The organism is Bradyrhizobium sp. 45 (assembly GCF_023073155.1).
GTDB lineage: Bacteria > Pseudomonadota > Alphaproteobacteria > Rhizobiales > Xanthobacteraceae > Bradyrhizobium > Bradyrhizobium canariense_D.
The window spans coordinates 272719-292194 of the sequence record NZ_JADPIX010000131.1; the positions used below are offsets into that span (position 1 = coordinate 272719).

Sequence of the window (19476 nt, forward strand, 5' to 3'; positions counted from 1 at the left end):
CGTCAGCTCAATGGAACAGTCAATTCGGCGATGACCTGGGCCGTGCTCGGTCGCACGCCGCGCCACCAGACGAAGGCTTCCGCCGCCTGCTCGACCAGCATGCCGACGCCGTCAGCCAGTTTGGCCACGCCTTCGGCGCGGGCCGCTTGCAGAAAGCGAGTCAATCCTTTGCCATAGGCAAGTTCGTACGCCAGCTCCGCGCCCTGGAAGACATTCCCCGGAAGCGGCGGCATTTCACCTCGCAGGCTGGCAGAGGTCGCGTTGACCACGACGTCATAGCCCTCGGCAAGGTCCGCCAGTTCAGCGTAGCCGCTCACCATCAGGGGACCACAGCCGGCAAACTCTTCGGCCAATGCCACGGCTTTGGACAGCGTTCGATTGACGAGAACCAACTCGGACGGTTGCTGGCGCAGGAAAGGCAGCAACGCGCCACGCGCCGCTCCCCCGGCGCCGAGCATCAGGACGCGCCGACCGGCCATTTTGACGCCGAGATTGGCAGTGATGTCCTGCACCAGCCCTACCCCGTCGAAATTTTCGGCGATGATCCGGTCGCCCTCGAATTTCAGGCAGTTTGCGGCACCTGCCCGTCTGGCGCTCTCTGAAAGCTCATTTGCATAAGCGAAGGCATCGAGCTTGAAAGGGGCGGTGATGTTCAGCCCCTTGGCACCCTCTGTCCGGAATTGGTCGACCCGTCGGCTGAAGCCATCGATAGGTCCCTCGATCGCCTCATAGACGAGATCCTGTCCCGTCATTCTGGCGAAAGTGCCATGGATCAAGGGTGATTTGCTGAAGCCGATCGGATTGCCAATCACCGCATAACGATCGCTCATCGCTCACTCCCGCACTGCAGCTTCGTTGTAAAGCACGCCGTCGCGCACCATCGCGTCGACGGCTTCGGCCGACAGTCCCAGCGATGCGGCAATGCGGCGATTGTCCTGCCCAAGCAGTGGCGCCGGAGTACGCACCGTAGTGTCGCAATCGGAGAACCGGAACGGCAGGTTCGGCAGCGTTACCTTGCCGAGCACCGGATGCTCCTGCTCGACCAGCATGCCGCGCGCATGGATCTGCGGATCCCTCGCGACCTCTTCGATGGTCTGCACGGGAGCGGACGGCACACCTGCTTCCTCGAGTGCCGCAAGACACGCATCCCGAGACGGCTGTGATAGCGTCCAGTTGCGCACAATCTCCATGGCTTCAGCATAATGGGCGTTCCGCGCGGCGGGCTTGGCGAAACGCTCGTCCAATGCCAGCGTGTCTCCTCCAATCAGGCTCGCCAATCGTCGCCACGCATCATCGACTTGCGCAGCGATGACAAGATTGCCGTCCTTGGCCGGAAAGACCCCGTAAACGGTCGAGTCCGGCTGTCCGCTGCCGGTTTGCTTCGGCAGGTCAGCGCCGCCCGAGAGGAAGTAACGCTGAACCGCATAGTCGTGCATCGAGACCATGCAATCGTACAGCGCCAGATCGATATGTTGGCCGCGCCCGGACGACGCACGGCCAACCAGCGCCGCATTGATAGCAGCGACGCCATGAATGCCAGTGTACATATCGGCCAGCGGCATCCGCAGCAGTGGCGGCGCTTCGCCGGGATTGCCCAATTGCGCCAGGGCCCCCGACATCGCCTCTGCGATCAGGCCGAAGCCCGGACGATCGGCATAGGGACCGGTGTGACCATAGGCGGAGACCGAGCAATAGATCAGCTTCGGATTCCGCCCCGATAGCGCTTTGTAACCAAGCCCGAGACGTTCGAGTGCGCCGGGTCGGTAATTCTCGATGAAGACATCGGCTGTGTCGACCAGCTTCATCATCATGTCGAGACCACGCTTGTCGCGCAGGTCGATGCAAAGTCCCTGCTTCCCCATATTCTGCTGTAGGAAGTAGCCGGATTGTTCGTCCTTGAAATATCCATGGGCCCGGCCTGCGTCGCCGCCCTTTGGACGCTCCACCTTGATGACCTCCGCGCCCATCGCGGCGAGGCAACGGCCCATGAACGGGCCGGCCAGGAAATGGCTGTAGTCGATGACGCGGACGCCTTTGAGCGGCAGATCTTGCGCGGTCATGCGCGCTCTCCCGCGACGCCGGTCTTCGGGCGCATCGGAATCATCAGCCGATGCTCACCGAGCTGCACCACTTCGCCGCGCTGATTAATCAGCTCCGAGGGCAGCACCACGATGCCCCACCCGTCCCGCTTTGTCTCGCGCATTGAACCCACGCGGAACTTCACGTGCACGGTGTCCCCGAGCTTGATCGGCAGCTTGAAATCCCACGTCCAGCCCAGCGACATTCCCGGGAGGAAGCGGTAGTAGGCACGGGTCTTCAAACCGTCGGCCAGCGACAGACCAAACAGCCCGTGCGCGACGCGCGTGCCGAACGGCGTTGTCTTCGCGTACTCCTCGTCGACATGGACCGGCGTGAAATCGCCCGTCAGTTCGGCGTAGGCATTTACCATTCCTTCTGTGACCGTCACCGGTGGCGTAACGCATTCATCGCCGACCTTGGCATCGTCCCAGTAGCGCTCATCTGTCATATCGCGTCTTCCTCTAGGCACGGGGATTGATCGCCAGGGCGGCTTCCACGGCGCCTGCGCTGGCTTGCAAGATTTCGACGTTGAGCCCGCCCGGCAGCTCGAGCCAGTTCGGCCCGGCGGGCAACGCCTTGGCGCCCCAGGCGGCGGCACGGGTGAGTACACCTTCGTAATCGTCGACCATGATGCCGAGATGGGCGAGACGCCCCTCTGGTCCGACGAAATTCGGATCTTCAATGAGTTGCACGCTTCCGAGCACCCAAACCTGACGCGGGCGCGTACCATCGGCGGGTTGCTCATCGCGATTGGCGAGACCAAGCACCTCACGAAAGAAGTCGACGTGACGATCAACGTCCGGCACACGGATCGCGACGTGTTCGACATAAGCGCGGGGCAATGACATTGTCTCAAGACCTTCCAGGATAGTCGCTGCGGGCGTATTCGATGCCTTTGACCAGCGCGACGAGGGTGGAATTGACGGGGGTCGGCACGTTGAGCCTGGCGCCCCAACGCACGACGGAGCCGTGGATGTAGTCAACCTCGGTCAGATTGCCGGACTGCAAGCTCTGCAGCATCGACGTCTTGAACTCGGGCGGAAGTCCGGCGGACGCCATCGTCCAGGCGCGTCGCGGATCGGTAATCGAGATCTTCACGCCGGCAGCTTGCGCAACCGCGATGCCCTCCGAGATTGCGGCCAGCGCGCAATCTTCCAGAACTGGCAGCGAATACAGGCCGCCATAAGTCAGCCCGGTAACGGCGGTAATTCCTCCTCCGGCGACGTTGATGAACAACTTGTCCCACATCGTGCCCAAGATGTTGTCGCTGAGCCGCGTGAGAATTCCGGCGCGATTAAAAGTCCCGGAGATTAGCTGCGCACGTTCCGTCAAGCGACCGTCAAGCTCGCCGATGATGGTCTCCTTGCCGAGGACCCCGGAACGAACATGACCAGGGCCGAGCAGCACACCGCCGACGTAGGTCTTGCCCGCTATGACCCGGTCACGACCAACCTCCTCCGACAGGATGTCCTCGTGACCAAGACCGTTCTGAAGCGACATCACGACCGTCCGCGGCCCGATGATCGGCGCCGCGGCACGGATGGCATCCCGCGTGTGGTAGGATTTGACGAGGACAATGACGAGGTCTGCCTCTACGCCAACCTGGGTCGCGGAAGTGCACGCAGTGACCTTCACAACGGTCTCGGCGCCAACTTCGAGCACCCGTAGGCCGCCGGCATTGATAGCGTCGACATGAGCCTGGAACGGATCGATCAGCCAGACCTCGGCCCCGCCGCGCGCCAGCGTACCGCCGATGGTCGAGCCCAAGGCTCCCGCTCCGATAAAGCAGATCCTCATCCGAACGCTTCTCCCGCGCCATTCTCGGCGTTGGAAGCACGGTAGCCGGCCGCTCGATATTTAGATATATTATGATCTTTATAGCAATTATTGTGAATCGCAATGAAGCACCAGGATCCCATCGAGACCAACCTGCTGGACCCGCGCCTGCTCAGGCTGTTCGACGCATTGTTCGCAACGGGTAGCGTCACCAAGGCAGCCGAGAAGCTCGGTCAAAGTCAGCCGACCATTTCGATCTGGCTGGCCCGTCTGCGAAAGGAATTAGACGATCCGCTCTTCGTCCGGTCAGCAGACGGCATGCTGCCGACGCCGCGCGCGGAGGCTCTGATCGGCACGGCGAGGCAGGCGCTGGAGATGCTGCGTCGCCTGGCCGAGCTTCGCAGCGACTTCGATCCGACAACCGCGAAACGCCGTTTCGCCATTTGCATGACGGATGGAAGTCACGTCACGCTGCTTCCCTCCATTCTCGCTCAGGTCCGTCGCGTTGCGCCTGGCGTTCGTATCGAGGCGACACAGATCGGCCCCGACACCCCAAGAATGCTGCAGTCCGGAAAGGCCGATCTGGCGCTCGGCTACATCTCGGATCTCGACGCGGGACACTTCCAACAGGCACTGTTTCCGCAGGATTGGGTCTGCCTGGCGAGCGCGAAACATGCCCGGATCCGCGACCGCATCACGGCAAAGGATTTCAGGCGTGAGGCACACGTCCTCATTCGCTCCGGCACCGGGCATCAGTTGCTCGCCGCTGCGCTGCAGGAGCAGAAATTAGTCCTAGACGTTGGGCTGGAGCTACCCGGCTTTTTGGGGTTGCCTGCAATCGTCGGGACGACTGACCTGATCGCCACCCTTCCAAGGCACATTGGTGAAACGCTGGCTCACTATTACGGACTGCGCGTGCTCGACTGCCCGCTGGCAATCGCCGGATTTACGGTGAAGCAATACTGGCACGCCCGCTTCCATCATGACCCGGCAAGCCAATGGCTGCGTGGCGTCTGCGCGGAGCTCTTTCAACAGCAGGAAGTGCGGGGTCTATATCGTTCCGGTCGGCCAAGGAAACGAAGGCCACGCGATTTGCAGTCGTAATGGTCCCCGGTAGCGGGGCAACGACCGCGCCCGAGGCCACCGGCCGGGCCGACTGCGGCACGGCTGCAATTCCGCACATGCGCATCTGGACCGGTTGTCCGCTTCGTTCGCCGTAGCACCCTATTCTACGATGAGGGCAAAACACCTGCCCGCCCAGCTTCCACGGTATATGTTCGGATGGAAGCCTCGGAGATAAGCCAGCATGGCCACGCCGTTTAGTTCGATTCTGGACCGAGCCTTAAAATCTGTGTTTCCAAACGCGCCCAAAGTGAAACTGCTTACCGAATGAACTCAACAGCTTGACATCTGGCTGGGGCGGGAGGGATCGAACCTCCGAAGACTCCTACGTAACCCTATGAAAAATCGTGCTTTTCACGCTGCCTTGCTGAGGCTGTAATACACGTCCGTGAGACAATGCGCAAGACGCGCCGCCAATCGATTGTCTTGGTCCGTTGCACCCACCTTGTCGTCCCTAATGCCGTCGGCTGTTCAATCTGGCATGGCGGGAGGGACTCGGACTCCGATCCGAATTCGTGGCCGAGAACAGTAATCGGCACCGCGCGTACGAACTGTGTGTTGTGGCTGAGACAAACGAGGACCTAGAACGACAACCCGCGCAAATTCTAGATGCGAATTTATCGCACGCTAAGTTACACCTCACGTATCCTGCGATCCTCGCCGTGCCTGCCGGCCGCCCGGGCGTTTCGCTCTTGCCCAACACAACGATACAAGTTGGGGTAGTAACGGGGGCGTCGGCGAGCACCCGCCTACGGCGACACCGATTCAAGAGTATGAGGAGTGACCTTTGGCTGGATCGCGGACCCATCATTTGCCGGTGCGCAGGGGGCGCCCGCCCCCGCGTGATCCTAGGTGGATTCGGGGCCAACTCGCAGACGGCTCCGCCGCACGGCGGCTGAAGGGGCCGCTCGCTGCGGACGCGCCCTCAGAGGTCCTGGATGGCAGCCCAATCATGTTGGGGACGACGGACCTGTGGGGATGCCTGACCCTCAACGCCTGCGGCAGTTGCTCATCCAAAAGGCACGGCGGCTGACGGCATAGCCAACCCGCTCCCGAGAAGTTTCTGCAGGCAAACTCCTCAGGCTTCGGAAATCTTGTGGAGTAATGAGGCTTGGTGTCCTTCTTGAAATTCCTTGGCTGCTCACTAGTTGCTTGTCGCCCTTCGCCGGCGTTTGGCTCAGACACCCAGCGGCGCAACGCCATTGGAGGTGTATTGGGACTGATACCATTTGACCCCTGCTCCCGCTGTATCGGGAGGATTCTATGCCGAACAAGATCCCAAATGTCAGACAATCCGGCAGTGGGTGTGGCGACCGGCAAGACGCGCTACGCGCTTCGGCGAGTGCCGTCGCCAGAAAGCCACCTCAACCTGCGGCCGCAAAAGGCCTAGCGGCCGAGGAGAGCGTGCAGGTCGAACTTGCGATCGCTATACGCGACCGAGCGAGGTTCTGCGCGACCCGACATTATGCGAGGAGCAGAAGCGAGATCTGCTCCGCCGGTGGGCGTTAGACGCATACCGCCTCGTAGCGTCCGCGAAGCAAGGCATGCAGTCGGATGCGGCCTCGGAGCTCAATGAGGCCATTGATGCGCTGATCGATCTCGACGGCGGCACGGCTCCCTTGTCCAAGCTTCCGACCGTATGCTCTGCAAGACCCGGAGAAAGTGCACGGGCTGCGTGATGCGGAAGCCCGTCCGCCGTCCGATCCGCGCAGTTCACTGAGCTCCGCGCGCCTGAACCGGTTCCAATTTCGAGCACCTTGTCCGTGGACTTCAGTGCGGCCGCTTCGGTCATCAGCGCGACAATGTAGGGCTGGGAGACAGTCTGGGCGTGCGCGATCGGCGGCGCGCCGTCCTCATCGCGCCGGCGAGGCCGATGCCGCTCGTGCCGCGAGCAAGAGATCGAGGAGTTCCAGCACAGGGGCGTCAAGCGCATTATCGATTACCTCGCAGATGAATTCAGGAAAGAAAGTGGCATCGAGCTGCGGAACGACCGCCTGGCGTTACAGCGTCTCAAGGACGCTGCGGAGAAGGCCAAAATCGAGCTGTCGAGTAGCACAGAGACAGATGTCAATCTCCCGTTCATCACCGCGGACCAGCACGGACCCAAGCACCTCAACATCAGGCTGACGCGAGCCAAGCTGGAGGCGATCGTCGACGACCTCATCCAGAAAACCATTCCACCATGCCGGGCTGCCCTGAAGGACGCCGGTCTGGAGCCTGGTCAGATCGATGAAGTCGTGCTGGTTGGCGGCCAGACCCGCATGCCCAAGGTGCAGGAGACCGTCCAGGCCTTGTTCGGGCGCGAGCCGCATAAGGGCGTCAACCCCGACGAGGTCGTGGCCATCGGGGCCGCCATTCAAGCCGGCGTGCTGCAGGGTGACGTGAAGGACGTGCTGCTGCTCGACGTCACTCCCCTGTCCCTGGGTATCGAGACGCTCGGCGGCGTGATGACGAAGCTGATCAACCGCAACACCACAATTCCCGCAAAACGCAGCCAGGTGTTCTCGACGGCAGAGGACAATCAGAATGCCGTCACGGTACGTGTGTTCCAGGGCGAACGCGAGCTGGCGGCCGACAACAAGCTGTTGGGGCAATTCGACCTCGTAGGAATTCCACCCGAGATGCTGTGGCCCTCGAAGACGTCCAGCAGGGTGGTAGGGCCATGTTGACGATGAGCGCATCATACCAATGCGCCGTCCATCGAGCAGGATGCCAGTCTCGAAATTCTTCCGCGGCGACCAGCGCATCTGCTACGCGAACAAGGAATTCGAAACGCTCTTCGGCCAGGACGCGAAAGACTGCGCCGGCAAGGGCTGGTCGATCCTGGCCGGGTTCACGGACGAAAGCGATCCGAACGTCTCGCTGGATCTGGCCGTGCTGAAGGACGGAGGAGAGTTTCTCGGCACCTTCCGGGCGGAGCGGCCTAGACCGCTCCTGGTCGAGGCCTTCTCCGGTCTCATTCAAAACGAGGACGGGACCGAGAACTATCGCATCGCGGCGCTGATCGACATCACCGACAGGGCGCGTGCCGAGCGTGAGGAGTATGCGCGCCGGATCCGCGACAAGGACATCCTGCTGCGCGAGCTGCAGCACCGCGTGAAGAACAATCTTCAGTTGATCGTCGCCCTCATACGGCTCGAAGCACGCAACGAAAGACGGGGCGAGAGGGTCGACTTGCACACGCTGGCCGGCCGCATCGAATCCCTGCATCTGCCCTATCAGGCCTGTCGAACGAGGCCGCCGGCGACGAGGTCGATCTGGGCCATTACCTCAGCCAGATCGCCGCCGCGGTCATGAACACCTGCGCCGTCCAGGGAATTCGGCTCGAGCAGAAGACGGAGTATGCCCCGGTTTCGGTCAACACCGCGCGGTCGGTGGGGCTCGTTGTGAACGAGGTGCTGACCAACTCCTTCAAATATGCCTTCGAAGGCCGCGGCCACGGCGTGATCACGATCGAATGTCTGCGCCAGAGCGAAGACCGGTATCGCGTGGTCATCGCGGACGACGGAGTCGGGTTGCCTGAGGGCATTACATGGCCGATCCCGGGAAAGATCGGCGCGCTGATCGTGCAGACCTTGAGGGAAAACGCGAAACCGGACTTCAAGGTCGAGTCCGCGCCGAACAAGGGCGTTCAAGTGACGATGAACGTCGCTCGACGGGCGATTGCGTGATAACGAGCTGTCGGCCCGCTTGCGGGCAATTTCCCGGGTGATCAGGCGCTTCGGCGCGAGCGACTCCGCGACGGGTCTTCGCGGCCTGCCGAGCGACTCCCGGAAGCGAGCAGCATCAGAAAGAGCGCCCGATTGGCCTGGTACCGGGCAGCCGGCCGGTTGGCTTCCGAGCCTTGCATGATGGTTTGCCCATCAGTCGTGCAGAGACACCATCTGCATGCCCGGCGGCGCCGCCTGAGGTGGATTTCGAAGAGCGGCAATTCGTGCGGCATTCACGGCGTCCCCTACTGCATTGTCTTTGCAGCAGGCTCCTGGTTCAACTGTTCATGAAAAAGGATTTGAAAGCTCGAATTCTTGGATATAGCCTTGCTCCGTCGGAGCTCACGTTCTTGCCGCAACGCAGAATGCGAGTGAGCGGCGGGCCAAGGCCGCCCCGTGCCCAAACTCCATCTTTGAGCAAACCATCCGCCAAGCGGGAGCGGTGCTTCCGCCGGGATCATTCGGGCCTGCCAACATGTCGTCCTCGCCCAGCAAGATTGCCCTGTTCATCGATGGCGCCAATCTTCATGCCACCTCCCGAAGCCTTGGCTTCGACATCGACTACAAGCGCCTTCTGCAGGAATTCCAGAGCCGAGGTATCCTGCTCCGCGCCTTCTACTACTCGGCTGTCATCGAGGATCAGGAATTCTCCTCGATCCGGCCGTTGCTCGATTGGCTTGACTACAACGGCTACACCGTCGTGACCAAACCGACAAAGGAGTTCGTCGACTCGTTCGGACGGCGCAAGGTCAAAGGCAATATGGACGTCGAACTCGCGGTGCATGCCATGGAGATGGCCGGCGACGTCGACGAAATGGTTCTGTTTTCGGGCGACGGCACTTTCCGTTCGCTGGTGGAGGCGGTGCAGCGCCGAGGCGTACGGGTGAGCGTGGTGTCGACCATGGCGACCCAGCCGCCGATGATCGCGGACGAACTCCGGCGGCAGGCGGACGTGTTCACCGACCTGATGGAGCTGCGAGCCGCGATCGGCCGGGACCTGTCCACGCGCCCACCACCCCGCGAGCGCGGCGATGTTCGTGGCCCGCCGCTGCGCGCCGACACGGCGGCGCCGCGTCCAGAGCCCGACGAACTCATCCCGTAACATCGAGCGCACCTGCTCGGGGCGCGGGTTCGGCCTGCCGGTACGATCATGAGCTCCGCCGAAGGCCCGGTGCTCCTGTCGGGAGACCGACGCGCAAGTGGAATATCCTGGTGCAGACGTAGCGCGACCACCCGGTTTCGTCGGATTTGGCCTCCTCGACCTGCCGCGCTGGCGAGGCCGTCAAGCGGCCTCCGCGGAACGGAACGAATCAGCGCGACGGCGTTGAATCGCCATGTGTGCCGTGGCGTTGCGTCAGTCTCGTTGGGGAGTATCGCGTGTCCATGGCGCCACCAAAGTTGCGATTCCTGGTTACATCGAGCCGTGTGATCCCACGCTGCGCGAGAATCCGCCGCGCGGCAAGGACTGGGTCTACGAGATCAAGGCCGACGGCTACCGCGCTCAACTGCACCGGGGAGATGAGGACGCCAAGGTCTATTCGAAGACCGGCCTGGACTGGACGGAACAGTTCTCCTCGATCGCGGTGGGCGCGGCCAAACTCAAAGCAAACAGCTTGGTCATCGACGGCGAGGCCGTGGTGTACGGCAGTGGCGGCCTGCCGGATTTCCAGCAGCTCAGGCGAGAGCTCGGCCCGAAGCAAAGCGAGCGCGTGCGCTATCACGCCTTCGATCTCTTGTACCTCGACGGCTATGACCTGCGTGGCGTCGTGTACGAAGAGCGCAAGCGGTTGCTGCAGCGGCTTCTGAAGGACGCGCCCGAGACGTTCATGTACGTCGAGGCGCTTGCGGGCGACGGCAACGTAATCTTCGAAAAAGGGTGCCAGCTGGGGCTGGAAGGCCTGATCGGCAAGCGGCTCGGCGAGCCCTATCGCTCGGGCCGACAGGAGAGCTGGATCAAGCTCAAGTGCAAGAAGAGCGACGCCTTTCCGATCGTCGCGTTCGTGGAGAAGTTAGGGGCGCGCCCCCGGAAAGTGGCCTCGCTTTACGTCGGCCGGCGCGAGAACGGCAAGCTGCTCTATGCCGGCAAGGTGCGGACCGGCTACACCGAGACGACCGCGCGCGAATTGCGCGAGCGGCTCGATCCGTTGATCCGCAAGACGTCTCCCCTGGACGTGCCAGTCAAAAAGCCGAAGGCGACCTGGGTCGATCCGATCCTCGAAATCGAGGTCCGGTATGGCGCGCTTACCGATGATGGCCTGCCTCGCGAGGCCGTGTTCAAAGGCTTTCGCGATGATCTTGCGGTGCGCAAGGTCAAGGCGCCGCGCCTCGTGCCCTGCGCGGCCGGCCGCCCGAAGCTCGGCGTCCCCAGAGAGAACATCCTGCAGCTTCTGCCCGAAGCCGTTGCACCGTCCAAAGAAGAACTCGCCGACTACTGGCGCAGGGTGTGGAAGAAGGCCCTCCCGCACCTCGGCCATCGCCCGCTCAAGCTGGTGCGCCACGTGCAAGGCACCACCTTCTACCACAAGGGGCCGCTGCCGAAGGACATTCCGGCGGCCGTGCACCAGCTTCGTATTCAGAAGCGGGAGGGCGGCCAGGGAACGCGCCTGTGGGTCGACAGCCTCGATGGCCTCTTTGGTCTCGTCGAGATCGGCGCTGTCGAGCTGCACCCGTGGAATGCGACCGTCGAGGACTTCGAACATGCCGACCGTATCGTGATCGATCTCGATCCCGGCGAGGGCGTCGGCTGGGAGGCCGTCGTGGAGACCGCGCTCGATCTGCGCACGCTGATGAAGTGCGAGGGTTTCGAGACCTGGCCCAAGCTCACGGGCGGCAAAGGAATTCATCTGATGGCGCCACTGGCTCAGCCGATGCTGCACGACAAGGCGCATCGGATCGCGCATCAGCTCGTCTCCGCGCTCGCAGCGCGTCATCCAGACCGCTACCTTCTGTCTGCGCAATCAAAACGTCGCGGCCGCATCTTCCTCGATTATCTGCGCAATGGCCGCGGGACGACGGCGATCGGCACCTATTCCCCGCGAGCGCGCGAGGGATTTCCGATCGCAGCGCCCGTGACCTGGAAGCGCATCGAGAGCGGGATCGCGCCGGACGCCTTCTCCATCGACAGTCCATTTCGCGTCAAGCCAAGGAGGTGAGCCGTATGTCGGATGCATTCGATCTATGGGTGGAATGGCGCCACAAAACTCCCAAGTTCACTCCCTTCAGGTAGGTGGCTGCCGTCCGCGTTGCATGAGTCGCTTGACCGCAGCAATGGTGCGAGCGAGCTGTCTAGGCCAGAGCGACCTACGTGGCGGAGTGACTATGAGAATGTAGAGCAGGTTCAGCAGCAGCCAGCAGCCGACCGCGATGAATATGTATTTCATACAAAAATCCCGGAACACCCGGCGACGACGGCAAAGTCCAAAGCATAAACTTGCGGAGCAGCTTTCTTATGATCGCCCGGCAGTCGGTGATGTAAAAAACGGGAACGAAACCATATAGCGAACTGCGTTACGGCGTCGCTCGAAATAAACAGCCAACAGTGCTGACAGTTTTCTGAAGGGCGCGTAGGCCCCAGCCAGGTTGGGAGAAACAGCCGGGGCCGGTGTCCCATTGCACGTGCCGCAATCGGCCGTAATCGGCACGCCCCAAGTTTCACATGCACAAGCTCAAACTATTTCGCCGGCGCCGTACTAGGGCACGTACTCATGAAGCGGCGGCCGCCTGATGTCCGGTTTGCCGCCAACATCGGCCAAAGAGCGGGTGGGCTCCGAGGTCGCAGATGGGCCAACACCGGAAGTCGAGGAACGACGCCCTGCCCGGCATAGCACCGGCTCACGTCGGAAAACGACGTCGCCACGCCGGACCAGCCGCTGATACACTTCACTTCTGCCGAGGCGGTGGTGAGCGCGGCGTCACGCGTGCCGCTGGCTACGAAGCCGCCGTCGGCCAACGCGTGGAAGAATGCTGTCCTCATACTCGGTCGGCTTGCAACGAATGTTGCTCTCACTCAGTGGTAAAGTTATTCGCGCTGTGGTTGGATTTTCGTTGGCGTTCGGCGCCCTGGAGTTGTTTGACGAAGTTTTCCTGAAACAATGAGTTGCTATAGTCTGTGTTAGCGTGACTTTGTTTTTTCGGGCAGACAATCAGGTCAACCAATCGGCTGTTGAGCTTGGAACTGGTGCAGTCTGCGAACGGGCTCACATCGAAGAGCCGTCTGAAGTGGCTACAATCACGCGAAGATCGCGGTGGAAAGATCTGACACTGACACTCAAACGGTGGGGGTGACGATGCCCGCCATATTCGACCTGCTCTATCGTGAATATTGCCGCGCCTGCCTCGCTGAAATGCGAAAGCAGCTTCTGATCCCAGCTGAACGCCCTGAAGCTCCAGACATGTGGGATTACAATCCTGCGGATCACAGCAGCGACGACAGGACCAACACACCGCACCGAACCGGTCACAGGCGTGCCGAACAGCGGCCCCGAGACAGGCGGCCTCTCCCGGCGCAGCAGTGACAGGCAACAGCTCGGGAGGCAACTATGAACACCCCAGAATGCTACACTGTAACGGTGGCTTGCGTCTCGTGTTTGACCATTATCGGTCTAATGCTTGTCGGGGCGTGGTGAACGTGAGCTACTTACCGCTAGACCGCGACCGTCGGCCGTTACTGAGCCGCAGGCAAGCACGAAGGTCCAGTCAAACAAAGAGCGGCGGCTCACTTTCGCGGATCAGGCGGCCACCAGCTCCTTGTCATACATGCGCTTGATTCTGTGTCGCATCACGGCGTAGCACTCGCAAGCGATCTTCTCGAGCCGCCTTCGGTCGATGTCTAGCATTCCGCGTCGGTCCGATAAGACGCCGCCCGCGGCCTGAAGTCTGCCCATCGTTAGCGTCACGGTCGTTCGGCGGACCCCGAGAAGTTGTGCGAGCGCCTCATGCGTTAGCTGGATTCCGCTCTCTGCGGTGTGGTCGTGAATCTCAAGCAACCATCGAGCCATGCGGCACTCCACCGGATGCACCGCGTTGCAAGCTGCCGCGTTGTTAAGCTGCAACAATTGTGTGCGGAGATGGAGCCGTAGAACACGCCTGATCGTGTCGCTTTGCTCATAAGCAAGCTGCAATTGCGAAACAGGGACCTGGAGCGCGGCTCCAAGGACGTAGGCAGTTGCTGTGACTGGGGAGCGTGAGGGACTTAGGACGGAGAGAGCGCCGACCGCCCCTTCCGAGCCCATGAGAGTTGACGCGACAATGCGTCCGTCCGACATTTCAACTAGGAACGCTATGGCCCCGCTGAGGGGGAAATAGACCAGCTTGAACTCATCTCCCGTTCGCACCAGTACAGTATCAAGGTCGAACGACGTTTTCTGGGTGTAGGGCGCGAGCAAGTTAAGGTCCGCTGGCGGCGTTGCCGCCAGCAGCCTATTCCCAAGGCCATTCTGGAGCGAAATCGCCGGTATTCCTCTCAAGCACGCAGAAACAACGCGGCTCAAACCCTCGCCCAGGAGGCAGGTTCCAATTTACTGACCATTTGTTTTCCGCGTGCCTCGGCTCGAACTTCCGCTAATGGAATGGTCCGGCCGTGCTGCGGCCCTGGCGGTACGAGAAGCTGGCAAGGGCGCCCAAGACAAGGAGCACGCCATGTCTCAGAAACTCGACGCTTCGCCCGCCGTCATCGGCATCGATATCGGCAAGAACTCGTTCCACATCATTGGCCAGAATCAGCGCGGCGGCATCGTGCTGCGGCAGAAGTGGTCGCGCGGCCAGGTGGAAACCCGGCTCGCCAACCTGCCGCCGTGCTTGATCGGCATGGAGGCCTGCGTCGGCGCGCATCACCTCAGTCGCAAGCTGCAAACGCTTGGCCACGACGCCCGCTTGATGCCGGCGAAATACGTGCGCCCCTATTCGAAGGGACAGAAGAACGACTTCCGAGATGCGGAAGCCATCGCCGAGGCGGTCCAACGCCCGACCATGAAGTTCGCCGCAACCAAGACCGCCGACCAGCTCGACCTGCATGCGCTGCACCGCGTGCGCGAGCGATTAGTCGGTCAGCGCACCGGCGTCATCAATCAGATCCGTGCGTTCCTGCTGGAGCGGGGCATCGCCGTGCGGCAAGGCCTGCGCTGCCTGCGGTCCGAGTTGCCGAGTATCCTCGCGACGCGCACCGATGTGCTCTCGCCTCGCATGTTGCGCATCATTGAGGATCTGGCGGGCGACTGGCGCCGGCTGGATGAGCGTATCGAGGACCTCTCCAGCGAGATCGAAGCATTGCCCCGTCAAGACAAAAGCTGCGAGCGACTGATGACGGTGCCCGGCATTGGCCCGATCATCTCGAGCGCGATGGTGGCTGCCATCGGCACTGGAGACGTGTTCTCGAAAGGCCGCGACTTCGGCGCCTGGCGCGTTAGCGCGAAGGGCTTTCCGGTACCTTCGCTTGGCGCTTTTCGAGCTGCTCCTCGACGTAGAGAAGGATCATTCGCCGGGTGTCCTGGTCAGTTATTTTCTGGAATGCCTTGATCAGGCGCAGCATCTCCAGATCATCTTCGATTATTCTGTTCGACATTGCAAAAGCCTCAAGGGAAAAGCAGCAGTCTCAAATCGGGAAAAGTATGCAATATCTCACGTACTACGGGAACATGGAAAATCAGCAGAAAGCTAATCCGTGCCGGCCCGCCGCCGAGCCGGCGGAGGCGGCTCCGGCCATCCGCCTCAGAGCCAAGCTGAAGCCGGGGCACTCTCCGCCATCGCGCAGGAGCCCGGCAACTGAGGTGGCGTTACTCTCTGCGGCGTACCTTCGGCACTCTGCCATTCGTCCGCGCCCTCTCGGCAACATCCCAAATGTTGTCGCCCTTCGGCGGAGCGCGACGAATATAACCCGAAATATCCAGTTCGTTTCACCCCTCGGGTGGAGGTTGGAAACGCCCTTGTCAGCTCTAGGCAACCCAGCAGCGGCCTTCGCGTTGCTCCGCGGTGGCCGTTCTATTTGCGAGGCACCATGGACGAGAGCCTGCTCGTAACAATGATGCGCCGTCCCCTCTGCAAACCGGCGCTGCTGCTTGCGCGTCAAGATTGATTGTCCAGGCAAAGCCCATCGCCCGTTGAAAGAAGTTTGACGAATGTCGTTCGACTGACAACGAATGGTTGATTCTGGAAGCCTCTGTTCACCATCCGGCAAGCCGGTCCTCCTTCGTTACCTAAAATCCACCACTTCCCCGCTCTGGTGATCGCAGGCCTTGGGGGATGCTGATGTATCAAGTGCTCTACTGTCTGACCGATGAACACGATTGGCGACTGGTCGCGCTTGGGGGCGCGCTCTGCCTGCTCGCAAGTACGGCTGCGATCAGCCTGTTTCACCGGGCGCGCGCGACGCAAGGATCGGGCCGCCTGGTGTGGCTGGCGCTCGATGCAGTCGTTGCCGGCTGCGGCATCTGGGCGACGCATTTCATCGCGATGCTGGCCTACGGACCGGGCGCCAGCGGCGCCTATAATGTTCCGGTGACGCTGTTGTCGCTAATCTTCGCCATCGCCATCACCTTTGTTGGCTTGAGCGTTGCGGTCTCGACCATGCGACCGGGCCTCGTCGCTCTTGGCGGGGCGATCGTCGGCGGCGGTGTGGCGGCGATGCACTATACCGGCATGATGGCGCTCGAGATCCCTGCGCGCGTCAGCTGGGCGACGGGCACGGTGGCCGCTTCGATCCTGCTCGGGGTGGTTTTCGGCGCATTCGCGCTCCATGTCGCTGAACGGCGAGACAACTTGTCCGGCACGCTCGGTGCTGCGGTGCTGCTGACGGTCGCCATCGTCTCGCATCATTTTACGGCGATGGGCGCGGTGCAGCTGACGCCGGATCCGACGCTGCCGATCAGCGGCCTGTCGATCCCGCCGACGTCGCTGTCGGTTCTGACCGCGAGTGCTGCGGCTGCGATCATCGTGATCGCATTGGTCGCCGCGCTGCTCGATCGGCGGGCCAAGGGGGAATTGGGCCGCCAGCAGAGGGTGCTGGACACGGCGCTCGAGAACATGTCGCAGGGGCTCTGCATGTTCGACGCGGACGGCAAGATCATCCTGTTCAACGAGCGTTATGCCGCGATGCTCGGCCGCACCGACATCCTGCTCACCGGCCGGCTGCTGGTCGACGTGCTGCGGGAGGAGCAGGCCAAGGGCCAGTGGCAAGGCGATGCTGGCGAATTCTTCGCCCGCCTCGTCGCCGACGCGCGCGAGAGCCGCACCACGACCGACATCGTGACCAGGTTCGGCCGCTCCATCCGGGTCGTCAACCAGCCGATGCAGGGTGGCGGCTGGGTCGCGACCTTCGAGGACATCACCGAGTGGCTGGAGGCGCAGGCGAGGATCTCCCATATGGCCCGCCACGACGCGCTGACCGGCCTGCCCAACCGCGTCCTATTCCACGAGCAGCTCGAGCATGGGCTGCGCCGGACCAATTCAGGCGACCAACTCGCCGTTCTCTGCCTCGATCTTGACCACTTCAAGGACATCAATGACTCGCTCGGCCATCCCATCGGTGATGCCTTGCTGAAGGAGGTCGGGCGCAGATTGGAGGCGACCGTCGGCGAGAGCGACACCGTGGCCCGGCTTGGCGGCGACGAGTTCGCCGTGGTCCTGATCGGGCGCTCCGAGGAAACCGCTGCAAGGTTCCTGGCCGGCCGTCTCGTCGAGGCGATCTCGGCGCCTTACGAGATCGACCACCATCAGATCGTGATCGGCGTCTCGATCGGCATCTCGCTGTCGCCGCAGGACGGCAGCCATCCGGACGAGCTGTTGAAGAATGCAGACCTTGCGCTGTACCGCGCCAAGGCGGACGGTCGCGGCACCTATCGCTTCTTCGAGACCGGCATGGATGCGCGCGCGCAGGCGCGGCGGCTGCTGGAAATGGATCTGCGCGCGGCGCTGCAACGGAACGAATTCGAGGTGCACTACCAGCCGATCCGCGACGTCGCCACCAACCGCGTCGTCGCCTTCGAGGCGTTGCTGCGCTGGTCACATCCGCAGCGTGGCCTGATCGCGCCGATCAACTTCATTCCATTGGCGGAGGAGACAGGTCTCATCATCCAGCTCGGCGAGTTCGTGCTGCGCAGCGCCTGCGCCGACGCGGCGACCTGGCCCGACGATATTGACGTCGCCGTCAATTTGTCGCCGGTGCAGTTCAAGAGTCCGAACCTGATCGCATCCGTGACCGCGGCGCTGGAGGAGGCGGGACTGGAAGCCCGTCGTCTCGAGCTGGAGATCACTGAATCCGTGCTGCTGCAAAACGGTGAGGCGACGCTGACCACGTTGCATGAGCTGCGCGCCATGGGCGTGGGTATCTCGCTCGACGATTTCGGCACCGGCTATTCGTCGCTAAGCTATTTGCGCAGCTTCCCCTTCGACAAGATCAAGATCGACCGCTCTTTCGTCTCCGAGCTGGCAACCCGCGCCGATTCCATGGCGATCATCCGCGCCGTGACCGGCCTCGGCCGCAGCCTCGGCATCGTCACGACCGCGGAAGGGGTCGAGAACGACGCGCAGCTCGAGTTGCTCCGGCGCGAGGGCTGCACCCAGGCACAGGGCTATCTGTTCAGCAAGCCGCGGCCTGCCTGCGACGTGGCACTGATGCTGGAAGGGCCGCGGCTCCGAGCGTTGGCTTAACGAAATTATCAGAATGCCATCGCGGCACCGAGGCACAGCGCGGTAAGTCCGGCGGGCACGCCTGAGACGGTCGGGATCGTCGCTGCACGTCGCGTTGTCTGAGGTGCACTGGTCTCTCCCGAGATCCATCGCCGCGTGAGGGTAGCGCTCGACCTTCCGGTCCTTACTGTCTTCGGTCAGACCGAGCTCAGCCCGATTGTCGCGCAGACGAGCGTCGACATCCGGAGACTGAGTTCGTCCGGACCGCGGGAAAGCGCTCTGGAACGTCGGAAGTGCGCGTTGCGGTTCCGATGGATCTTCGTATTTTGCCGACCGGCACTTAGGGCGTAATTCAAGTCCGTGGATATCAGACCCACAATCGGCTATCTCGACGCGCCGGAGAATGCGCGTCCGGCCATCACGGCTGACGGATGGCTGCGCACGGGCGACCTCGGGACGCTGGATAAGCGCGGCTACTTGCGTGTCACGGGCCGCCTCGAGGACATCCCGCGGCGGAGAGAATATTTACCCGGCCGAGGTCGAAACCTGCCTGCTGCAGCATCCCAACATTGCCGATGTTGCGGTGATAGCTCTGGTGGGGTGCCAGAGACTGTCACAGCCGTAGCGCGTTCGACCTCTGAAGCCAACGCGCTCAGATGATCGGCAAGCCTCGCGAACAATTCTCGTTTTCGCAGATCAGTGGCTAGATCGCTGATCGATTTGCAGTCGGCGGCATCGTTGCGGAGTCTGTCCAACTGCTCACGGATGTCTCTCATTTTAGAGTGCCCCCGGCAGCATCCTCTTCATTCAGTTGAATTGATCGAGGTGTACTTGAGCTCACGCCGATCTATTTCCGAACGGAGCAACTCAGCATAGTTGCGAAGATTGTCACCAACAATGCGGGAGCGGCCGCCATTCGCGCGATCAGCCAACACTTGCCGCCGCACACTTTCCCAAAGAGACAATAACGTCTGATCTTCCGAGCTTGAAAAGTTCATCCGCAGGCCCTCAGTAATTGGTCGCGCGGATGCTACCGCGTACTCGTGAGCCGGATTGTTCGGTTGCCGACATAGCTGTGGTGAAGCTACGCGCTCGTTGCACATCGGTCACACCGCTTGCATTGGTGAAGGGAGATATCGCGACCGCGGGACCTACCGTCGCATTAGCT

12 protein-coding genes and 3 pseudogenes are annotated in these 19476 nt (G+C 62.0%); 8 read left to right on the forward strand and 7 right to left on the reverse strand.

Annotated features, from left to right (window positions below; genetic code table 11):
• Positions 1 to 2 precede the first annotated feature (2 nt).
• Genes aroE through IVB42_RS30665 form a run of 5 tightly spaced genes read right to left on the reverse strand, consistent with a single transcriptional unit; the run spans position 3 to position 3876 of the window.
• Entirely contained in the window at positions 3 to 830 is an 828-nt protein-coding gene (gene aroE / locus IVB42_RS30645) for a shikimate dehydrogenase (protein WP_018460426.1), read from the reverse strand.
• Positions 831 to 833: 3 nt separating this feature from the next.
• On the reverse strand, positions 834 to 2060 hold the full coding sequence (locus IVB42_RS30650; protein WP_018460427.1) for a CoA transferase: 1227 nt from the start codon (positions 2058 to 2060) through the stop codon (positions 834 to 836).
• A complete protein-coding gene (locus IVB42_RS30655) occupies positions 2057 to 2527 on the reverse strand; it encodes a MaoC/PaaZ C-terminal domain-containing protein (protein ID WP_018460428.1) in 471 nt (156 codons plus the stop codon). The genes IVB42_RS30650 and IVB42_RS30655 overlap by 4 nt, the downstream gene beginning before the upstream one ends.
• Before the next feature lie 13 nt (positions 2528 to 2540).
• Positions 2541 to 2927, reverse strand: coding sequence for a VOC family protein (locus IVB42_RS30660; RefSeq protein ID WP_026234029.1), 387 nt, complete (start codon positions 2925 to 2927; stop codon positions 2541 to 2543).
• 4 nt (positions 2928 to 2931) lie between these two features.
• Positions 2932 to 3876, reverse strand: coding sequence for a ketopantoate reductase family protein (locus tag IVB42_RS30665; RefSeq protein ID WP_247370641.1), 945 nt, complete (start codon positions 3874 to 3876; stop codon positions 2932 to 2934).
• A 102-nt stretch (positions 3877 to 3978) separates the two neighbouring features.
• Here IVB42_RS30665 and IVB42_RS30670 point away from each other — a divergent pair, with 102 nt between their 5' ends.
• Complete coding sequence (locus IVB42_RS30670) at positions 3979 to 4959, forward strand: LysR family transcriptional regulator (RefSeq protein ID WP_018460432.1); 981 nt, start codon at positions 3979 to 3981, stop codon at positions 4957 to 4959.
• A gap of 1732 nt (positions 4960 to 6691) precedes the next feature.
• Here IVB42_RS30670 and IVB42_RS30675 read toward each other — a convergent pair.
• A pseudogene (locus tag IVB42_RS30675) lies at positions 6692 to 6832 on the reverse strand (protein-L-isoaspartate O-methyltransferase); the annotation flags it as partial.
• Between the two features lie 73 nt (positions 6833 to 6905).
• Between IVB42_RS30675 and IVB42_RS30680 the strand changes: the two are divergent.
• From IVB42_RS30680 to ligD, 5 genes and pseudogenes are all read left to right on the forward strand, one after another.
• Positions 6906 to 7595, forward strand: a pseudogene (locus IVB42_RS30680) (Hsp70 family protein); the annotation flags it as partial.
• 91 nt (positions 7596 to 7686) lie between these two features.
• Positions 7687 to 8274, forward strand: a complete 588-nt coding sequence (locus IVB42_RS30685) for a histidine kinase dimerization/phosphoacceptor domain -containing protein (protein WP_051113080.1) — start codon at positions 7687 to 7689, stop codon at positions 8272 to 8274.
• Complete coding sequence (locus IVB42_RS30690) at positions 8271 to 8648, forward strand: ATP-binding protein (protein WP_051113081.1); 378 nt, start codon at positions 8271 to 8273, stop codon at positions 8646 to 8648. The genes IVB42_RS30685 and IVB42_RS30690 overlap by 4 nt, the downstream gene beginning before the upstream one ends.
• Before the next feature lie 514 nt (positions 8649 to 9162).
• Complete coding sequence (locus IVB42_RS30695; RefSeq protein ID WP_018460434.1) at positions 9163 to 9789, forward strand: NYN domain-containing protein; 627 nt, start codon at positions 9163 to 9165, stop codon at positions 9787 to 9789.
• 232 nt (positions 9790 to 10021) lie between these two features.
• Positions 10022 to 11839 carry a DNA ligase D gene (ligD, locus tag IVB42_RS30700; protein WP_247471644.1) on the forward strand — a complete coding sequence of 606 codons (1818 nt, stop codon included), beginning with the start codon at positions 10022 to 10024 and terminating at the stop codon, positions 11837 to 11839.
• 1575 nt (positions 11840 to 13414) lie between these two features.
• Here the strand turns inward: ligD and IVB42_RS30710 are convergent.
• Entirely contained in the window at positions 13415 to 14071 is a 657-nt protein-coding gene (locus tag IVB42_RS30710) for a Crp/Fnr family transcriptional regulator (protein ID WP_240543263.1), read from the reverse strand.
• Positions 14072 to 14324: 253 nt separating this feature from the next.
• On the opposite strand from IVB42_RS30710, the pseudogene IVB42_RS30715 reads away from it, so the two are divergent.
• Together IVB42_RS30715 and IVB42_RS30720 are read left to right on the forward strand one after the other, a co-directional pair.
• Positions 14325 to 15083 (forward strand): annotated as a pseudogene (locus IVB42_RS30715) (IS110 family transposase); the annotation flags it as partial.
• A gap of 846 nt (positions 15084 to 15929) precedes the next feature.
• Positions 15930 to 18329 carry an EAL domain-containing protein gene (locus IVB42_RS30720; protein WP_247393596.1) on the forward strand — a complete coding sequence of 800 codons (2400 nt, stop codon included), beginning with the start codon at positions 15930 to 15932 and terminating at the stop codon, positions 18327 to 18329.
• The last annotated feature ends 1147 nt before the right edge of the window (positions 18330 to 19476 follow it).